This window comes from Methylomonas sp. LWB, assembly GCF_001856095.1.
GTDB classification, from domain to species: Bacteria; Pseudomonadota; Gammaproteobacteria; order Methylococcales; family Methylomonadaceae; genus Methylomonas; species Methylomonas koyamae_A.
The window spans coordinates 1-14365 of the sequence record NZ_MKMC01000041.1 but is presented as its reverse complement, the minus strand read 5'-3'; the positions used below and the strand labels follow the sequence as shown (position 1 = coordinate 14365).

Genomic DNA, 14365 nt, shown 5'->3' with positions numbered 1-14365 from the left:
CGTCGAACAGCGTGGGCAGCGGCGCCAGGAGCAAAGCCGACCGGTTTTGGTCAAAATCGAAGCCCTGCTGCTACAACATCTGCATGCGGTAATCCCCGGTAGTTTGCTGGGCAAGGCTTTGCATTACTTGTCATCGCAGTGGTCCAAACTGATCCGCTTCGTCGACAACGGCGCTTGGCCCATCGACAACAACCTCTGCGAAAACGCCATACGCCCCTTCGTGGTGGGCCGCCGCAATTGGTTGTTTTGCGATACGGTGGCCGGCGCCCGTGCCAGCGCTAATCTTTACTCGTTGATCGAAACCTGCAAGGCCAATAGCGTCGACCCTTACACCTATCTGGTCGATCTGTTCCGAAAGCTTCCCACCGCAAAAACTGTCGAAGAGTTCGAAGCGCTGTTGCCTTGGAATCTCGACGCCCTAACGGACTAATCGCACGCCAACGGTTAAGTCATTGTCCGTTTCAGTTCTAGTGCGTCCTTCAAAGATCGCTTACACACTTTCGAGGAAAACCACGCTTCTATTACTCGGCTCCAGAGACAAAACAACGAAGCACGAGGCAATAAGCATCGTCACCGTCTTGAGCAAGCACTGTGAAAGAACATACCCTGGCATCTCCGACTTGTACGCATCGCTATGCGAAAGCGCACACCCAAACTTTGAAGGCATGTGCTTTGGGTACTCAAGAGTTGACCACGAAGCCCATGCCTCAGAGTTTTCAAACAACATGTGCGAGATGTACGAAGAAAGACATCTCTCGGCAATGGAACTCTGCGCCGCTGTCTTTGAGCACGAATACAACACAGTTTGGCCGAATCTATTTACGCGCTTGGAAGCATGGGTCGAAGAGAACGACGGTAGCTTGGAGGCAACCAAAGAATGAAACCGGCGTCTAACCTTGCGCTCAACACGGACCGCCTGCAAGCTGCGCTTGCAGGTTCCCTCCGGCCTTCGGCCTCCGACGGCCGGTTAGCTCCACGTTATGCGTCCTGACCTCGGCTCCCTTCTACCGGCTGGCAAGCCCGCGTAGCTCCGATTAGCGATAGCGTAATCGGAGGGATGTTGACCTCGAAATGTGCGATTACGCAAGCTAATCGCACCTACATTTTCAATGGCAGCTCGGTAGGTCATGCAGTCGAGTCTCTCCGACCACACCATCAAACGCGGCGGACATTTCCGCGATCGACGGCCGATACGCTCGGCTCATTCCGGTTCATCGGAATTTAATCCTTCGTTCAGCTTCAATTTAACTCGCTTGTTGTAGGGTTTTATAGGTTTCGGGCAACTCGGTTGGGGAAACAGCCATGCGAGCGTCGTCTGGCAAGAAGCATTTTTCGCCGGATTTGAGTTCGCTAACGATACCGGTGTACCGCGCGGAGTTTCGAGTTCGATTAGGAAGATATGCGCATCGCCGACGTTAGCGATACCGTAACCGAGCCGGTTAATCGGGCGGAGAACGGACCGAAAGTCGCTGTCTAGGTCCGGTTTTAAAGATCAAGAGACTCGTTTAAGAGTCCATCATTTGTCACTTAGGCTTCGCGGCCGGAGGTCACCATGGGTATTCGTTACGTTAGTTTGAATGTGTTGCTGATGCTGATCGGCTGTGTGCTGGCCGGGCGCGTGAGCGCATTGGACATTTCGTCGGCCGCGTTAAGCTTGAGCGCAGGGCAATCGAGCGCGGTTTCGATTGACGAGCGGCGCGGCAAAGTGACGGTTAAATCGAGCAATGCTTCGATTGCCAGCGCCAAATATGGCGATGAGCGCGTCAACATTAAAGCGCGCAAGGCGGGCAACGCGACGATTACCGTCAAGGACGGCAACGGCGCGCAATCGATAGCCGTCACGGTATCCGCCGCGCCGGTATTGACCATATCGCCCAGCGAGCTGGAAATTGGAGTCGGCGACACCGCGACGATCAACGTCGCCAATCCGAACGGGAAGGTGAGCGTCAAGTCGTCCAAGGCCGCTGTCGCCAGCGCGGTTTACGGCAACGCTGTCGTCACGGTCAAAGGCTTGAAGACCGGCGACACTACGGTAACCGTCAAGGATGCCAAATCCAATAAAAAGGCCAAGATTAAGGTGGTGTCGCGGTCTAGCAGTTCGTTAAGCGTCAGTCCCGGCAATATATCGCTGAATGTCGGTGCCACCGCCAATATCACGGTCGGCAATGCCAGCGGTAACGTCAGTGCTATAACCGGGGATGCTTCGGTCGCCGGCGTTAGTTACAGCAACGGTATTGCGGTGGTGACCGGGGTGAAGGCCGGCGCCACCACGATCACGATTCGGGATAGCAAGACCGAGAAATCGGTCGCGGTGACCGTATTGAATGCCACGGTCTCGGGCGAGTATTCGCTGATGGCCTGGAACGATTTGGGCATGCACTGCATGGACGGCACCGACTTCTCGGTGTTTTCCATCCTGCCGCCTTACAATACGCTCCATGCGCAACTCAAGAATAAAAGCGGTAAGTTGGTGAGCACCAATGTCACGCTGACCTACCAAGCGGTTGCCGATACCAGCGGTTCTATCAATACCAGCAGTGCCGACAAAACCAACTTTTGGTCATGGGTGGACGACTTGTTCGGCCTAAGTCCGGCGGACAATGTGGGCGTGAACCTGGACGGCCTGTCTAGCGGCACGCCGATGGCGGGTAATAAAACGCCTTCGTTGACGCCGGCGCCGATGACCTACAACGCCGCCTACGCTTGGTTCGAGGCCGAAGGTATTCCGGTGACGCCGTTCGACGATGCCGGAAATAAAAACTTTTATCCGACCGTCAAGGTGGTTGCCAAGGATACCGCAAGCGGCACGATTCTGGCCACGACGACGACGACGTTGCCGGTCAGCGACGAAATGACTTGCAAGGGATGCCATGCATCCACCGATGCTAACGATCCGGCGCGTAGTAATGCCAAACCGGCCGGCGGCTGGGTTTTCGACAACGACGCCGAGAAAGACTGGAAACGCAATATCCTGAAGTTACACGACGATCGGCATAAAGCCGGCGCGGCGTTTCAAGCCGCCGCCGCCAGTGTCGGTTACTCCGCTAACGGCTTGTTGCCTCAAGTGGACGATAATCACAAACCGGTGTTGTGCGTCGCTTGTCATGCCAGCAACGCCTATTTCGACAAGGAAAACAAAGTCAGCGTGATGGGCGGAATTGCAGGTATCGCGCCGTTTACCCAAGCCCTGCATCTCAAGCATGCCGGCGATTCGGTACTCGATCCTATCAGTCAAACGCCGCTGAACAGCATCGCGAACCGCGAATCTTGCTATCAATGCCACCCCGGTTCGAAAACCCAATGTCTGCGCGGCGCGATGGGTAAAGCCGTCGACAGCAGCGGCAATTCGCTGATGAGCTGCCAAAGTTGCCACGGCGATTTGAAAGCGGTGGGTAGCAGCGCTCGACAAGGTTGGTTCGAGGAGCCTACCTGCGAGTCTTGCCATAACAGTGCCGCGACAGGTAGACGGGCCACGACCGGCGTTGACGCCAACGGCAAGGTCATCGTGCCGGCCGACCACACGTTTGCCACGAATGCCAATACGCCGGTGCCGGGTCTGAATCTGTATCGGTTCAGCAAGGGCCACGGCGGCTTGCAGTGTGAGGCCTGCCACGGTGCCACGCATGCCGAGTACCCGTCCAGTCACGCCGACGAAAATCTGCAAAGCATCGCCTTGCAAGGCCATGCCGGTCCGATTGCCGAATGCAGCGCATGTCATACCACGGTGCCGAATACGGTGAACGGCGGTCCCCACGGTATGCACACCACGGGCAATGCCTGGGTCCATCAGCACGAAGATGCCGGCAAAAGCGGTTGCAGCTATTGTCACGGCACGACCAGCGCCGGGACGCCGCTGAGCGAAATCAAGGTGGCGAAAACCATTAACGCGGGCGAGTTCGGCACTAAAAATTGGCCGGCCGGGTATCGGGTTAGTTGCTACAGCTGTCACAACGGTCCTAATCCCTAGGGCGCTGCTGGCGTCGCGGAGCCGGCCGACTTGGTCGGCTCCCGATACTATCGGCTACCGTATCCGGTAGCACCAATGCCAAGGTTCGTAGATATATCCGTAGCGATTGCCGCGCGGGAACGACAGCGTGAAGCCGAATCGGCCCGCGTGCTCGGACAGCCAGGCGAAGGCGGCGGTGTTTTCGAAATCTTCGTCCAGGCCGGGGCAGCCGGGCGTGCCAACGTCTACCGCGCAGCCGCTATGGTGCTCGCTGTAACCGGGTGGGGCCAATATTTTAAGAACGACTTCCAGCGTCCGACTTTGCGCTAACTGGCGGCGGATCAGTTGCGCTTGAAAATCCAGCCCTCGAAAGCCGGATAGCAATCTTAGTTCCACGCCATCATCGGTCGCGGCCGTTTGCAGGATCGTCCAGGCTGCGGCGGCCTCCGGGCCTAATTGAAACGGCTTGGCGGCGCCAGGCGACATCACATCCACCAAGCGCTCCGGTTCTCGCCACAACTGCAGCCCGCGCGTGTCGGGCAAGTCAGCGGGAATGCCCAGCTCTAAAAAAATCGCCCTAACACGGCTGATGTAGGAGTCGGTCGAGTCGTCTTCCATGTTCGATAGTTGCCGGGATTTAGCCTAAATGTTGAGTCGGTATAGTGCTTGGGCTGGGGCGCGGCCTTGATGGCTAGTCGAGGTAACCGTAGCCGATAATTCCTCGAACGGATACCCCCAAATCTCCACTCCGGTTTGCGATCGAGCTTGCCCAACCCGAACAGCAATGGGCCGAAAATACTCATCGGACTGCCATGTTTATTGGTATGGCGCGCTACCGACGTATATCTGGCCGGTAGCTGTGCCGTTAAAATCAGACCTCCGCGCCGTTCAACCAGGTGTCATGCTTGTTGCATACGCTGAGTGCGTAGAGCGCGCCGCTGTAGCCTTCCAGCGGAAAGGTCGAAACCGGTACTGTGTCCTTGGCCGGATCCAGCATATGTTCGGCGAGGAATTTAAAATTTTTATCGAGCAGTATGTGTTTGACGATGTAGTGCTCGTAGCCTTTCATTTCGTGCGGTGTGGTGACTTTAACCAGCGTTTTGCCGCCATCCTTGCTGATCTCGATGACCGGCAGGTGGGTAGCGGCTTTGCCGGCCCAACGACCTTGCGACTCTTGGGTGTAGAACAGCTCGCCCTGCGGCGTGGGTAGTTTGGTTTCGGCGTGACCTAGCGCGGGGACGGCGAGGCCGGCGACCGAAGCGGCGGTACTCAGTTTTAGAAAATCGCGACGTTCCATAGTGGGCTTCCTGTGTGAGTGGCTGAGTGAAATGTCGGTGAGAACCGACGGAGATACAACGATAATCGATAAAGTCGAAGCGGTAAAACGGATTTAGCCAGCCTCCACCGATGCGCCGCGCAAGCGACCGTACGACCAGTAGGCCGCGCATGCGCCTTCCGACGACACCATGCACGACCCCATCGGGTTCTCGGGCGTGCAGACGGTGCCGAGCAGTTTACAATCTTGCGGTTTTTTGGCGCCGCGCAGGATCGCCGGGCATTCGCAGCCCTTGACGTCGCTGGCGCGAATTTCCGGAATCGGGTAGCGGCGCTCGGCGTCGAAATCGGCATATTCGGCGCGGATTTGCAAGGCGCTGTCGGCGATCAATCCCAGGCCGCGCCATTCGAAGGTCGAGCGCGGCTCGAACACTTCGGCGCTCAAGGTTTGCGCCTTGAGGTTCCCGTCGCGGCTGACGGCTCGGCTATATTCGTTTTCGACGGCGTGCCGGCCGGCGTTGAGTTGGCGGACCAGCATCAGCGCCGACTGCATCACGTCCAGTGGCTCGAAGCCGGCGATCACAATCGGTTTATCGTATTGCTCGGCAAAGACCTCGTAAGGCCGGCTACCGATCACGCTGCTGACGTGCGAAGGGCCGAGAAAGGCGTCGATCGCCACCGGCTGCGGCGCGTCCAAAATCGCCCGCATCGCCGCCGGCGTCAGCACGTGGTTACAGAACACCGAGAAATTGGCTAGGCCCTCGGCCCGCGCTTGTTGGATTGCGACCGCGGTCGGCGGCGTGGTGGTCTCGAAGCCGATCGCAAAAAACACCACCGGCCGGCGCGGATTCTCCCGAGCGATTCGCAACGCATCTTGCGTCGAATACACCATCCGGATATCGCCGCCGGCGGCTTTGGCTTTCAGCAGGCTGTTACGGCCGCTGGCCGGCACGCGCATTAAGTCGGCGTAGGTGCAAAGGATGACATCGTGTTGTTCGACCAACTGAATGGCGTTATCGATACGGCCGGTTGGCAATACGCAAACCGGGCAACCCGGACCGTGCACGAACTCGACGTTGGCGGGCATCAAATCTTGAACGCCGTAACGAAAAATGGCGTGGGTATGGCCCCCGCAAAATTCCATCAATCGGTAATGCCGCCCTGGATCGACGGTTGCGGCAATCGCACCGGCCAATTGCTTGGCCAAGTCTTGTTGGCGGAATTCGTCGATGTATTTCATGACGCGGTCAGACCAGCCTCGGCAAATAATGCCAATGTTTTCAGAGCCTCCGCTTCGTCTATCTTATTAAGCGCATAGCCGACATGTACCAACACGTAATCGCCGACTACAACGTCGTCTACCAAGGCCAGCGACACTTCCACTTTGACGCCGTCCACGGATGCCGTTGCCATCTGTTGATCGGATTGGATTTCTATGATCTGGGCGGGTAGGGCTAGGCACATGGTGAGTTTGAACGACAGGCTAGTTAAAAAAATATAGCCGGCTAGAGCGGCCATTCGCAACGGGTATTTTGCCGATAATCGCCGGATTTAGCGAGTAACGCGATATAAGAATTCATCGAGTTTTTGGCCGCAAGGGTTTGTGTTGGCGCGAGCTACTGGCAAAAAGTTCCGTACTTTCATCTGATTTTAATCTTGAAAGTGAATTAATACCTTGATATTGCGACTCATATCACACTATGATCGGTCAACAACAATAATTCACCAAATCCGGATCCACTATGCGTGCTTTGATTTTGCTAATCATGGCCTTATTCGCGGGAGAAAGTTATTCCGAGACTGAAATTGCCGGCGCCGAATGCGAAGAGGCACGGGCGGCTCGCTTAGTTTCGTTGCAAGGGTCGGTTTCGGTCGAGTTCAATCACCGATGGCGCGCCGCCGTATTGGACGAGCGCCTGTGCGAGGGTAGTCGGGTCAAGGTCGAGGCGAATAGCCGTGTTTCTCTACAACTCCCCAATGACGAAATCTTACGCCTGGATAAAGAGACGGTTCTGTCCTTAAACGGTATCAGTCAGGATCAACCGACGGTATTGGATTTGGTGAAAGGCTTTGTCCATTTTCTGAGTCGTACGCCCAAACGACTGACCGTGACCACGCCGATCGCCAATGCCGGTCCGGAAGGCACCGAGTTCGCGTTGCGTGTCGACGACACCCAAGCCGCGCTCTGGGTTTACGAAGGCGGCGTCCGCTTTTTTAACGCTCAAGGCAGCGTCAGTTTACAGCCGGGTCAAAGCGCCGAAGCCGGCCTGGGCCAGGCACCTCGCGCGGTCATCGACTTGCGGCCCGCCGACGCTGTCAGCTGGGCGCTCTATTACCCGCCGCTGGTCTCGGCCAATGCGTCGTCGCTGTCTCCGTCATTGCAGTCGGCGTTGCTGGATTATCGGCAAGGCCGCATCGACGCCGCCTTAAAAAACCTGGACGCGTTGCCGGAGAGTCGGGACAGCTTGAAAATTAGGGCAGCGTTGCGCCTGATCGTCGGCCGGGTTGAGGCGGCCAAGCAGGATGTCGCGGCCTTGTTGGCGGCCGATCCGAACGATGCCGATGCGCTGGCCTTGCAATCGGTGGCTGCGTTGACCCTGAATGCCAAGGACGACGCATTGGCACTGGCGCGGCGCGCGGTGGCTGCAAGTCCGCAATCCGTACCGGCCCAGAGCGCGCTGTCTTATGCCGAACAGAGCCGCTTCGAACTGAGCAACGCCTTGCAAGCCGCCGTGCGCGCCACCGAATTGGCGCCGGAAGATGCGTTGGCGTGGGCGCGCCGCGCCGAACTGGAAATGGCCAATGGCTTGACCGACGCCAGTCTGGCTTCGGCGCAAAAGGCGTCCGCACTGGACCCGAACCTGGAGCGCACTCAAAGCGTGATCGGTTTTGCCGAACTGGCGCGCGTCAACATCGATGCCGCTAGGCAGCACTTCGAGAATGCGGTGAAGTTGGATTCGACGGCGCCATTGGCTCGTCTGGGGCTGGGCTTGGCGAAGATTCGAGCCGGCGAACTGGAAGAAGGCCGCGCGGACCTGGAGATCGCCGCGACGCTGGACCCCGGCAATTCGCTGATCCGCAGCTATCTCGGCAAAGCCTATTACGAAGAACGCCGCGATCCGCTGGCCCGCGATCAGTTCGATTTGGCCAAACAGCGCGATCCCAAAGACCCGACGCCTTACTTCTACGACGCAATTCGCAAGCAAACCACCAATCGTCCGGTAGAAGCCTTGCACGACATGCAGCAAGCGATTGAGCTGAATGACAATCGGGCGGTGTATCGGTCGGAGTTGCAGTTGGACCAGGATTCCGCGGCGCGAACGGCAAATATGGCAAGGATCTACAACGATTTGGGGTTTGGTAGGGTAGCCCTGAAAGAGGCATGGAAGTCGCTTGCAAGTGATGCGACAAATCCTTCGGCGCATCGATTTTTATCTGATACCTACCGCGAACCTCGCTTCCGAGTTGCTAGAGCCAGCGAATTGTTACAAGCCCAGTTATTGCAACCCATCAACATTACCCCGGTACAGCCGCAATTGACCGATGAAAACATCGGTTTTTTGAATAACACCGGGTCGGGGTCTATATCGAACAATGAATACGATCCTCTATATACCTCAAATGGGGCTCATTTAGTCCTTAACGGTGCATACGGCAGTAGAAACACCAAATCCGATACGGCGGTGGTATCTGGTGTTTACGATCATTTGTCGATGAGTTTCGGGCAATTCCATTATCAGACCGATGGATTCAGGGAAAATGACGATTATCGGCAAGATGTATATGACGTCTTTGCCCAATACGCTTTAACCGAGCGATTTAATATCCAGTTAGAGCTGAAGAGCGAAGACATTCGTTCTGGCGATGTGCCGTTGCGATTAGACGGTTATCATGCCCAAAATCTAAGGCAAGCGATTGAGCAAGATACGGCCAGAGTGGGCGCGCATTATAAAATTGATAACAAGCAAGACCTCGTATTCTCGTCTTTTTACACCACGAGAAACGATGTCTCGACTGATTTTGCCTTTGTGCAGGGTGCCACGCCGTCGACCAGCTTTAACAAGTCAACTTTCGTGGGTTCCGAGAACAACAATTTTCAGACCGAGTTTCAATATCTATACAATGCGCAAAAGCTCGATATTCTGTCAGGTGTCGGCTATTTGGCTTCGCAGTCCGATGATCTGATTAAAAGTTTATCAAGGCGCGCGGTGTTCCCTTTTGATGTAAGACGAAATAAAAGGTTTACCTATTTTATTCCTGGGCAGAGTGCCGAAAGTTATTTTAATTGGTACGGCTATTCGAAGCAGCGGCTTTTACCCGGTGTATTGTCCACGCTTGGTCTGAGTTTGGACTTATATAGGGACACGCATGTTGAGCTGCATCAGCTAAACCCGAAGTTCGGTTTGACGTGGGAGCCAATCAACGACTTGCTATTGCGAGGAGCATTTTTTAGAACGCTCAAAAGACCTCTCGCCGCAAATCAAACTATCGAACCTACCCAGGTTGCTGGCTTTAATCAATTCTACGATGGTATTAATGGAAGCTCGGCGTGGCAATATTCGGTTGGATTGGATTACAAGTTCAACCGTTTTGTATATGCCGGTGGAGAGGCGATCTGGCGGGATATTTCGCAAATTCAGTCGTCATTTTCAAGCAATGTTTTTACTCGGCAAAATCGAGACGAGCAATCGTATATAGCTTACGTGTATGCCACGCCCACGGATATGCTTTCGTTAAAAGCGGAATATCGATATTTGCGTTTTGATTCAAGTTTTATTGTCAACCAAAGCGTCTCTTCGGATCCAAGTGCTGTTGCCACTCATCAGGTACCGATTTCTTTAAACATTTATCATCCTAACGGTATATACGGCCGTTTTACCGCCACTTGGGTAAACCAGCAAGTGAATTATGTGACCGATCTTGACATCGCGCCGGCAGGCACATCGCCGATTACTAAGAAGTATGAGGATTTTTGGACATTTGATGCATCGGTCGGATTTAGAATGCCGAAACGCCTTGGAACGGTAAGTTTCGAAGTAAGAAACCTATTCGATAACAGGTTCGGATTTCAGAGTGAGTTCGATGCCAGTGGTCCTCAGCTCAGCGCCTTTATCCCCGAACGGCAAATGTTTGCTAAATTGACACTATTTTATTGATTTTAACTGAGATGGAATGGAGAGTAATAATGAAAAATAGAAATTTAATGTTTGGAGCTTTTCTTGTCATTAGCCTTGTTTCGCTAGCTTCGTGCTCGATGAGCGAGAGGATTGCTAGCCTGACTAAGAAAAATGTGCCGATGGCAAGCGGCGTCGATTTTAAATCCAACCGCTTTGTGGTAGTAAATTCCTTGGACGGTAAGGAAGTAGCCTCTTGTGGAGATAGTGAAATACCTTCAGGTCGCGACGCTTACAAGAATAATGAAAGCGGTAAAGGTGACAGTTGCGGTGTTAAAATCATCCAAGTCGATGACGCTGTATTAAACGCATTGAAAGTTACCGCACCAGTTGAAGGGCGCATATCAAAAGACGGAAAAGAAGTAAATGCTAAGTTTTTCGTATCGGTTTTAGCTATCTACGAAGGTTCCGTGTGTACTGTTTATTACAATAATGGAAAAAAATATAAAGTATGCGTTCCTGAAGACTCAGCTGAGTGGTAGACGTATTTATCTCTGATTGGTACACGATTTTTCGTTTACTGTTATTTAGGAGGTGGTTAGTTTGTAACGAGAAAGTGTTGTACTTTTACAAATGCGATTTTTAATTTTCTCGATTTTATCGTTTGGCATAGCGGTAGCTATTAATTTTTGCTTTGGTAAATTTACGTATATTGGTGATGGTTATTTTTATCGGATAAGAGGAAACGTTCCGCTTAGTTCGAAGTTGCTCGTGGTTGCCATGGACGAAACCTCCGAAGCCGATTTAGGCGTCGGCAACGACTTGACTCGCTGGCGCCGCTACCACGCCGGATTGATTCGGGAGTTGCATCGTCAGGGCGTTGCGTTGGTCGTGTTTGATTTGCAGTTCATTCGCTCCGATCCCGAGGTCGATTCCGACCTCGCGGACGCGATGCTAGAGGCCGGCAACGTGCTTGCCAGCGACTGCATACAGATGTTTCGACGCGCGACCGAGGACTTTTTCGGGCGGGAAGAGTGCTCCGAAAGCAATAAGGATTCGGCACTTTCAAAAACAGGGGGTGCGGGCGGTGAGCTGGCGGAGCCACTCGTGGCGCTAAGAAGAATTTCCGCTAATCCACGGTTGGAGCCCGCGCTTCTAGGTCATGCGCCGTTTGTGTTGGCCAACGATGCCGAAGACGCGACGATACGCGAAACGTGGTTGTATCTGGACGAATTGGGGGAAATGCCAAGTTTGCCGGTCGTGGCGTGGGCGACGTATCTGGATCGGATGCAAGGGTTCGAACAGTCCAAACCTCGGGACGCTTCCTACATGGATTGGCTTGCGGAGCTACGCCGAACCTGTTTGGCGGCGAACGGTGACCGCGTTAGTCAGAAAGTCGATCAGCGGCTAGTCGGCATAGTTTGCGGCGAAGAATCTCGGTTCATCAATTTTTACGGGCCGCCGCAAACCTTGCGGATGGAGTCCTACAGTCAGGTATTACAAGGCAAGGTGGGCGACCTGCGTGGCAAGGTGGTCTTTGTCGGTAAAGCCAATCGGCAATACGCGGCCGGCAAGACCGATTTCTTTCAAACCCCGTTGACCGATGCGCGTACCGGCAAGATGGCCGGCGTGGAGATCATGGCGACGGTGTTTGCCAATTTGCTGGAAGACCGCTTTATCCGAACTCCGCTGCCTCACGGCGCGGTCTATGCCGGATTCGCGCTGATGTTGGCATTGTTGCTGTCCGTCTTACCCGCTTGGACGGGCTATGCGGCTACCGCGTTGTTTGCTGTGAGTTACGTACTGACGGCGGTTTGGTTGTTCGCTCGTCACGCCGTTTGGTTGCCTGTGATTACGCCTTTGTTTGTGATGCTGCCGACAGCATGGTTGACCAGTTTGGTGATGGCGCGCCGCGAGTTGTTGATTGAGCGACGGCGCATGCTGGCCTTTGTGCGTCGCGTATTTCCGCAGTGGGCCGGCGCGTTACCGCTTGCGGAGTCCGGCGGCCGCAAAACAGCGTTCGCCGCTACGACCCATCGGGAAATTCGCGGCGTGTGCCTGGCCACCGACATCGAAGGCTATACCTCGCTCGCGGCGGGTCGCAGCGCGGAACAGATGTGGGAGTTATTGAACGCCTATTATCAAGTGCTCGGTCGTCCGGTCGGCGCGCGCGGCGGCGCGGTCGCGGACGTGACCGGCGATTCGATGATGGCGGTTTGGTTCGAGTTATCCGAATCCGAACGGCACACAGCCGCGTGTTTGGCGGCCCTGGACATGCAGGCGGCGGTTACCCAATTTAATCAAACCTCGGGGCTGGAGCCCATTCGTACCCGAATCGGCTTGTACGTCGGTGAAATGATCCTGGGCGGACTGGAAAGCGGTCAGGCGAATCATTATCGAGCGATAGGCGATACCGTGAACACCGCATCGCGTATTCAGGGGGTCAACAAATTCTTGGGTACTCAAATACTCGCATGTCGGGAATTGGTCGATACCACTGCCATCGCTTACCGGGCGGTTGGGCGATTTCGGGTGGTTGGGCGTGCCGAACCGGTCGACCTGGCGGAGATCGTGGCCCCCGAAATGGGACCGATTGATGGCGGTTTCGCGGTCGCGCTTTCGGCGTTTCAGCGAGGCGACTGGCAAGTTGCGATAGAGGGATTTCAATCCGTCCTTAAAAGAGGTACCGATGGTCCGGCGAATTTCTATTTGGCCTTAGCCCAAGGCTATCAGAATCAACCACCGATCGATTGGGATGGCGTTGTTACCCTGGATGCTAAGTAATCGATTGCTTTCATCGTTAACGAAACCGGTATGCAATCTTCCGCTCATAGTCCTTTTTCTCCCTGTTTGGCGGCACGATCCAAAAAGCCAGGCCGATCTGAAGTGCCTACTGTAGTTTGCTCCGCTTGGCACCCAGCACCGTCACAAGCCATGCTGGGCCGCTAGTTTGCGTAAACCTTTTCCTCTCGTTCCGATTTAAAGCCCAAATCTGGAATCTCTAGTTCATCTCGTCCTTCCGTTTTGATTAGTCATCAGTGTATTGAAAGGGCTTGTCGTCACCGTATCGTGGTGAGTAGGGCATATCCCTTGATCTATCGTTAAATAACACAGTTAAATAATTTTGCGGTTGGGCAATCACAGCAAATACGCGGGTTTCCGAAAAGGCGCGGTATTTGCTTTATAGCAAGAATGCTAAGTCTTAATTGCCGTAAAAATTCGTCGTGTCACAGGCGAAATTGGCCGCGCCAGTCTAGCCGGATTAGCGGCGCGGAGGAATTTTTGGGGAAAAACGTCCGGCATGAGTGTTTGATTTCGCTGGTTTCGGTCGGCGTGTTCGTAGGGTTTATCGATAACAACGAATTATTTTAACCAAAAATGAGAAATCCCCCGGCTTAGCCGGGGAGACAGCAGGGGTTTGACATTTAGAGGAGTCCATCAGGAAACTCGAGAGCGTGAGCCGCCAAGCAAACGCAAGAGGAGAACCTGATGGACGAGAACGAAAGCTTAAGCCACTCGAAATGGGAGTGCAAATATCACGTTGTGTTTATTCCCAAGTGCCGTCGCCGAACGCTGTATAGGGCGTTGCGCAAGCATTTGGGCGAGGTGTTTCGAAGGTTAGCGAGCCAGAAAGAAAGCCGAATATTGGAAGGGCATTTGATGCCGGATCATGTGCATATGTTGATCTCTATCCCGCCGAAATATGCGGTGTCGCAGGTGATTGGCTATATCAAAGGGAAGAGTGCGATTCACTTGGCCCGTGTTTATGGTGAAAAGAAACAGAGCTTTGTAGGTCAGCATTTCTGGGCGCGGGGGTATTTTGTTTCGACAGTGGGTCGGGATGAAACGATGATACGGGAGTATATCCGTCATCAAGAACAGGAAGACCAACGAGTCGAACAAATGAACCTTTGGCAATGAGTCGCCGCCTATTGGCGGCTAAAGTTAAAGGGCCGCGTCAGCGACCCTATTTACCGCTTTGAGCGGTTCACAACATAAAGCCCCCGGCTTTGCCGGGGGATATTTACTT

Annotated in this window: 10 protein-coding genes and 1 pseudogene; 7 read left to right on the top strand and 4 right to left on the bottom strand. The window is 54.3% G+C overall.

What is annotated here, in order from left to right; genetic code table 11:
• Together BJL95_RS16165 and BJL95_RS16155 are read left to right on the top strand one after the other, a co-directional pair.
• On the top strand, nt 1–430 hold a 430-nt coding region (locus BJL95_RS16165; protein WP_139306269.1), incomplete at its 5' end, for a transposase.
• 1122 nt (nt 431–1552) lie between these two features.
• Nucleotides 1553–3967, top strand: coding sequence for a hypothetical protein (locus BJL95_RS16155; RefSeq protein WP_254786830.1), 2415 nt, complete (start codon nt 1553–1555; stop codon nt 3965–3967).
• A 54-nt stretch (nt 3968–4021) separates the two neighbouring features.
• Here the strand turns inward: BJL95_RS16155 and BJL95_RS16150 are convergent, their stop codons facing one another.
• From BJL95_RS16150 to BJL95_RS16135, 4 genes are all read right to left on the bottom strand, one after another.
• Complete coding sequence (locus tag BJL95_RS16150) at nt 4022–4564, bottom strand: M15 family metallopeptidase (protein WP_064027308.1); 543 nt, start codon at nt 4562–4564, stop codon at nt 4022–4024.
• A 253-nt stretch (nt 4565–4817) separates the two neighbouring features.
• Nucleotides 4818–5243 (bottom strand): desulfoferrodoxin family protein, encoded by a 426-nt coding sequence (locus BJL95_RS16145; RefSeq protein WP_071159400.1) that lies wholly within the window; start codon nt 5241–5243, stop codon nt 4818–4820.
• Nucleotides 5244–5336: 93 nt separating this feature from the next.
• Nucleotides 5337–6461: a hydrogenase formation protein HypD gene (gene hypD, locus BJL95_RS16140; protein WP_071159398.1), complete on the bottom strand. Its 1125-nt coding sequence runs from the start codon at nt 6459–6461 to the stop codon at nt 5337–5339.
• On the bottom strand, nt 6458–6685 hold the full coding sequence (locus BJL95_RS16135; protein WP_064027318.1) for a HypC/HybG/HupF family hydrogenase formation chaperone: 228 nt from the start codon (nt 6683–6685) through the stop codon (nt 6458–6460). The genes hypD and BJL95_RS16135 overlap by 4 nt, the downstream gene beginning before the upstream one ends.
• A gap of 278 nt (nt 6686–6963) precedes the next feature.
• Here BJL95_RS16135 and BJL95_RS26085 point away from each other — a divergent pair.
• The 5 genes and pseudogenes from BJL95_RS26085 to tnpA form a co-directional block, all read left to right on the top strand.
• A pseudogene (locus tag BJL95_RS26085) lies at nt 6964–7371 on the top strand (FecR domain-containing protein); the annotation flags it as partial.
• A gap of 147 nt (nt 7372–7518) precedes the next feature.
• Nucleotides 7519–10377, top strand: coding sequence for a tetratricopeptide repeat protein (locus BJL95_RS16130; RefSeq protein WP_254786828.1), 2859 nt, complete (start codon nt 7519–7521; stop codon nt 10375–10377).
• Between the two features lie 29 nt (nt 10378–10406).
• Complete coding sequence (locus BJL95_RS16125; RefSeq protein WP_139306288.1) at nt 10407–10877, top strand: hypothetical protein; 471 nt, start codon at nt 10407–10409, stop codon at nt 10875–10877.
• A 91-nt stretch (nt 10878–10968) separates the two neighbouring features.
• Nucleotides 10969–13119: a CHASE2 domain-containing protein gene (locus BJL95_RS16120; RefSeq protein WP_071159392.1), complete on the top strand. Its 2151-nt coding sequence runs from the start codon at nt 10969–10971 to the stop codon at nt 13117–13119.
• Between the two features lie 705 nt (nt 13120–13824).
• Entirely contained in the window at nt 13825–14256 is a 432-nt protein-coding gene (gene tnpA, locus BJL95_RS16115; RefSeq protein WP_071159390.1) for an IS200/IS605 family transposase, read from the top strand.
• The last annotated feature ends 109 nt before the right edge of the window (nt 14257–14365 follow it).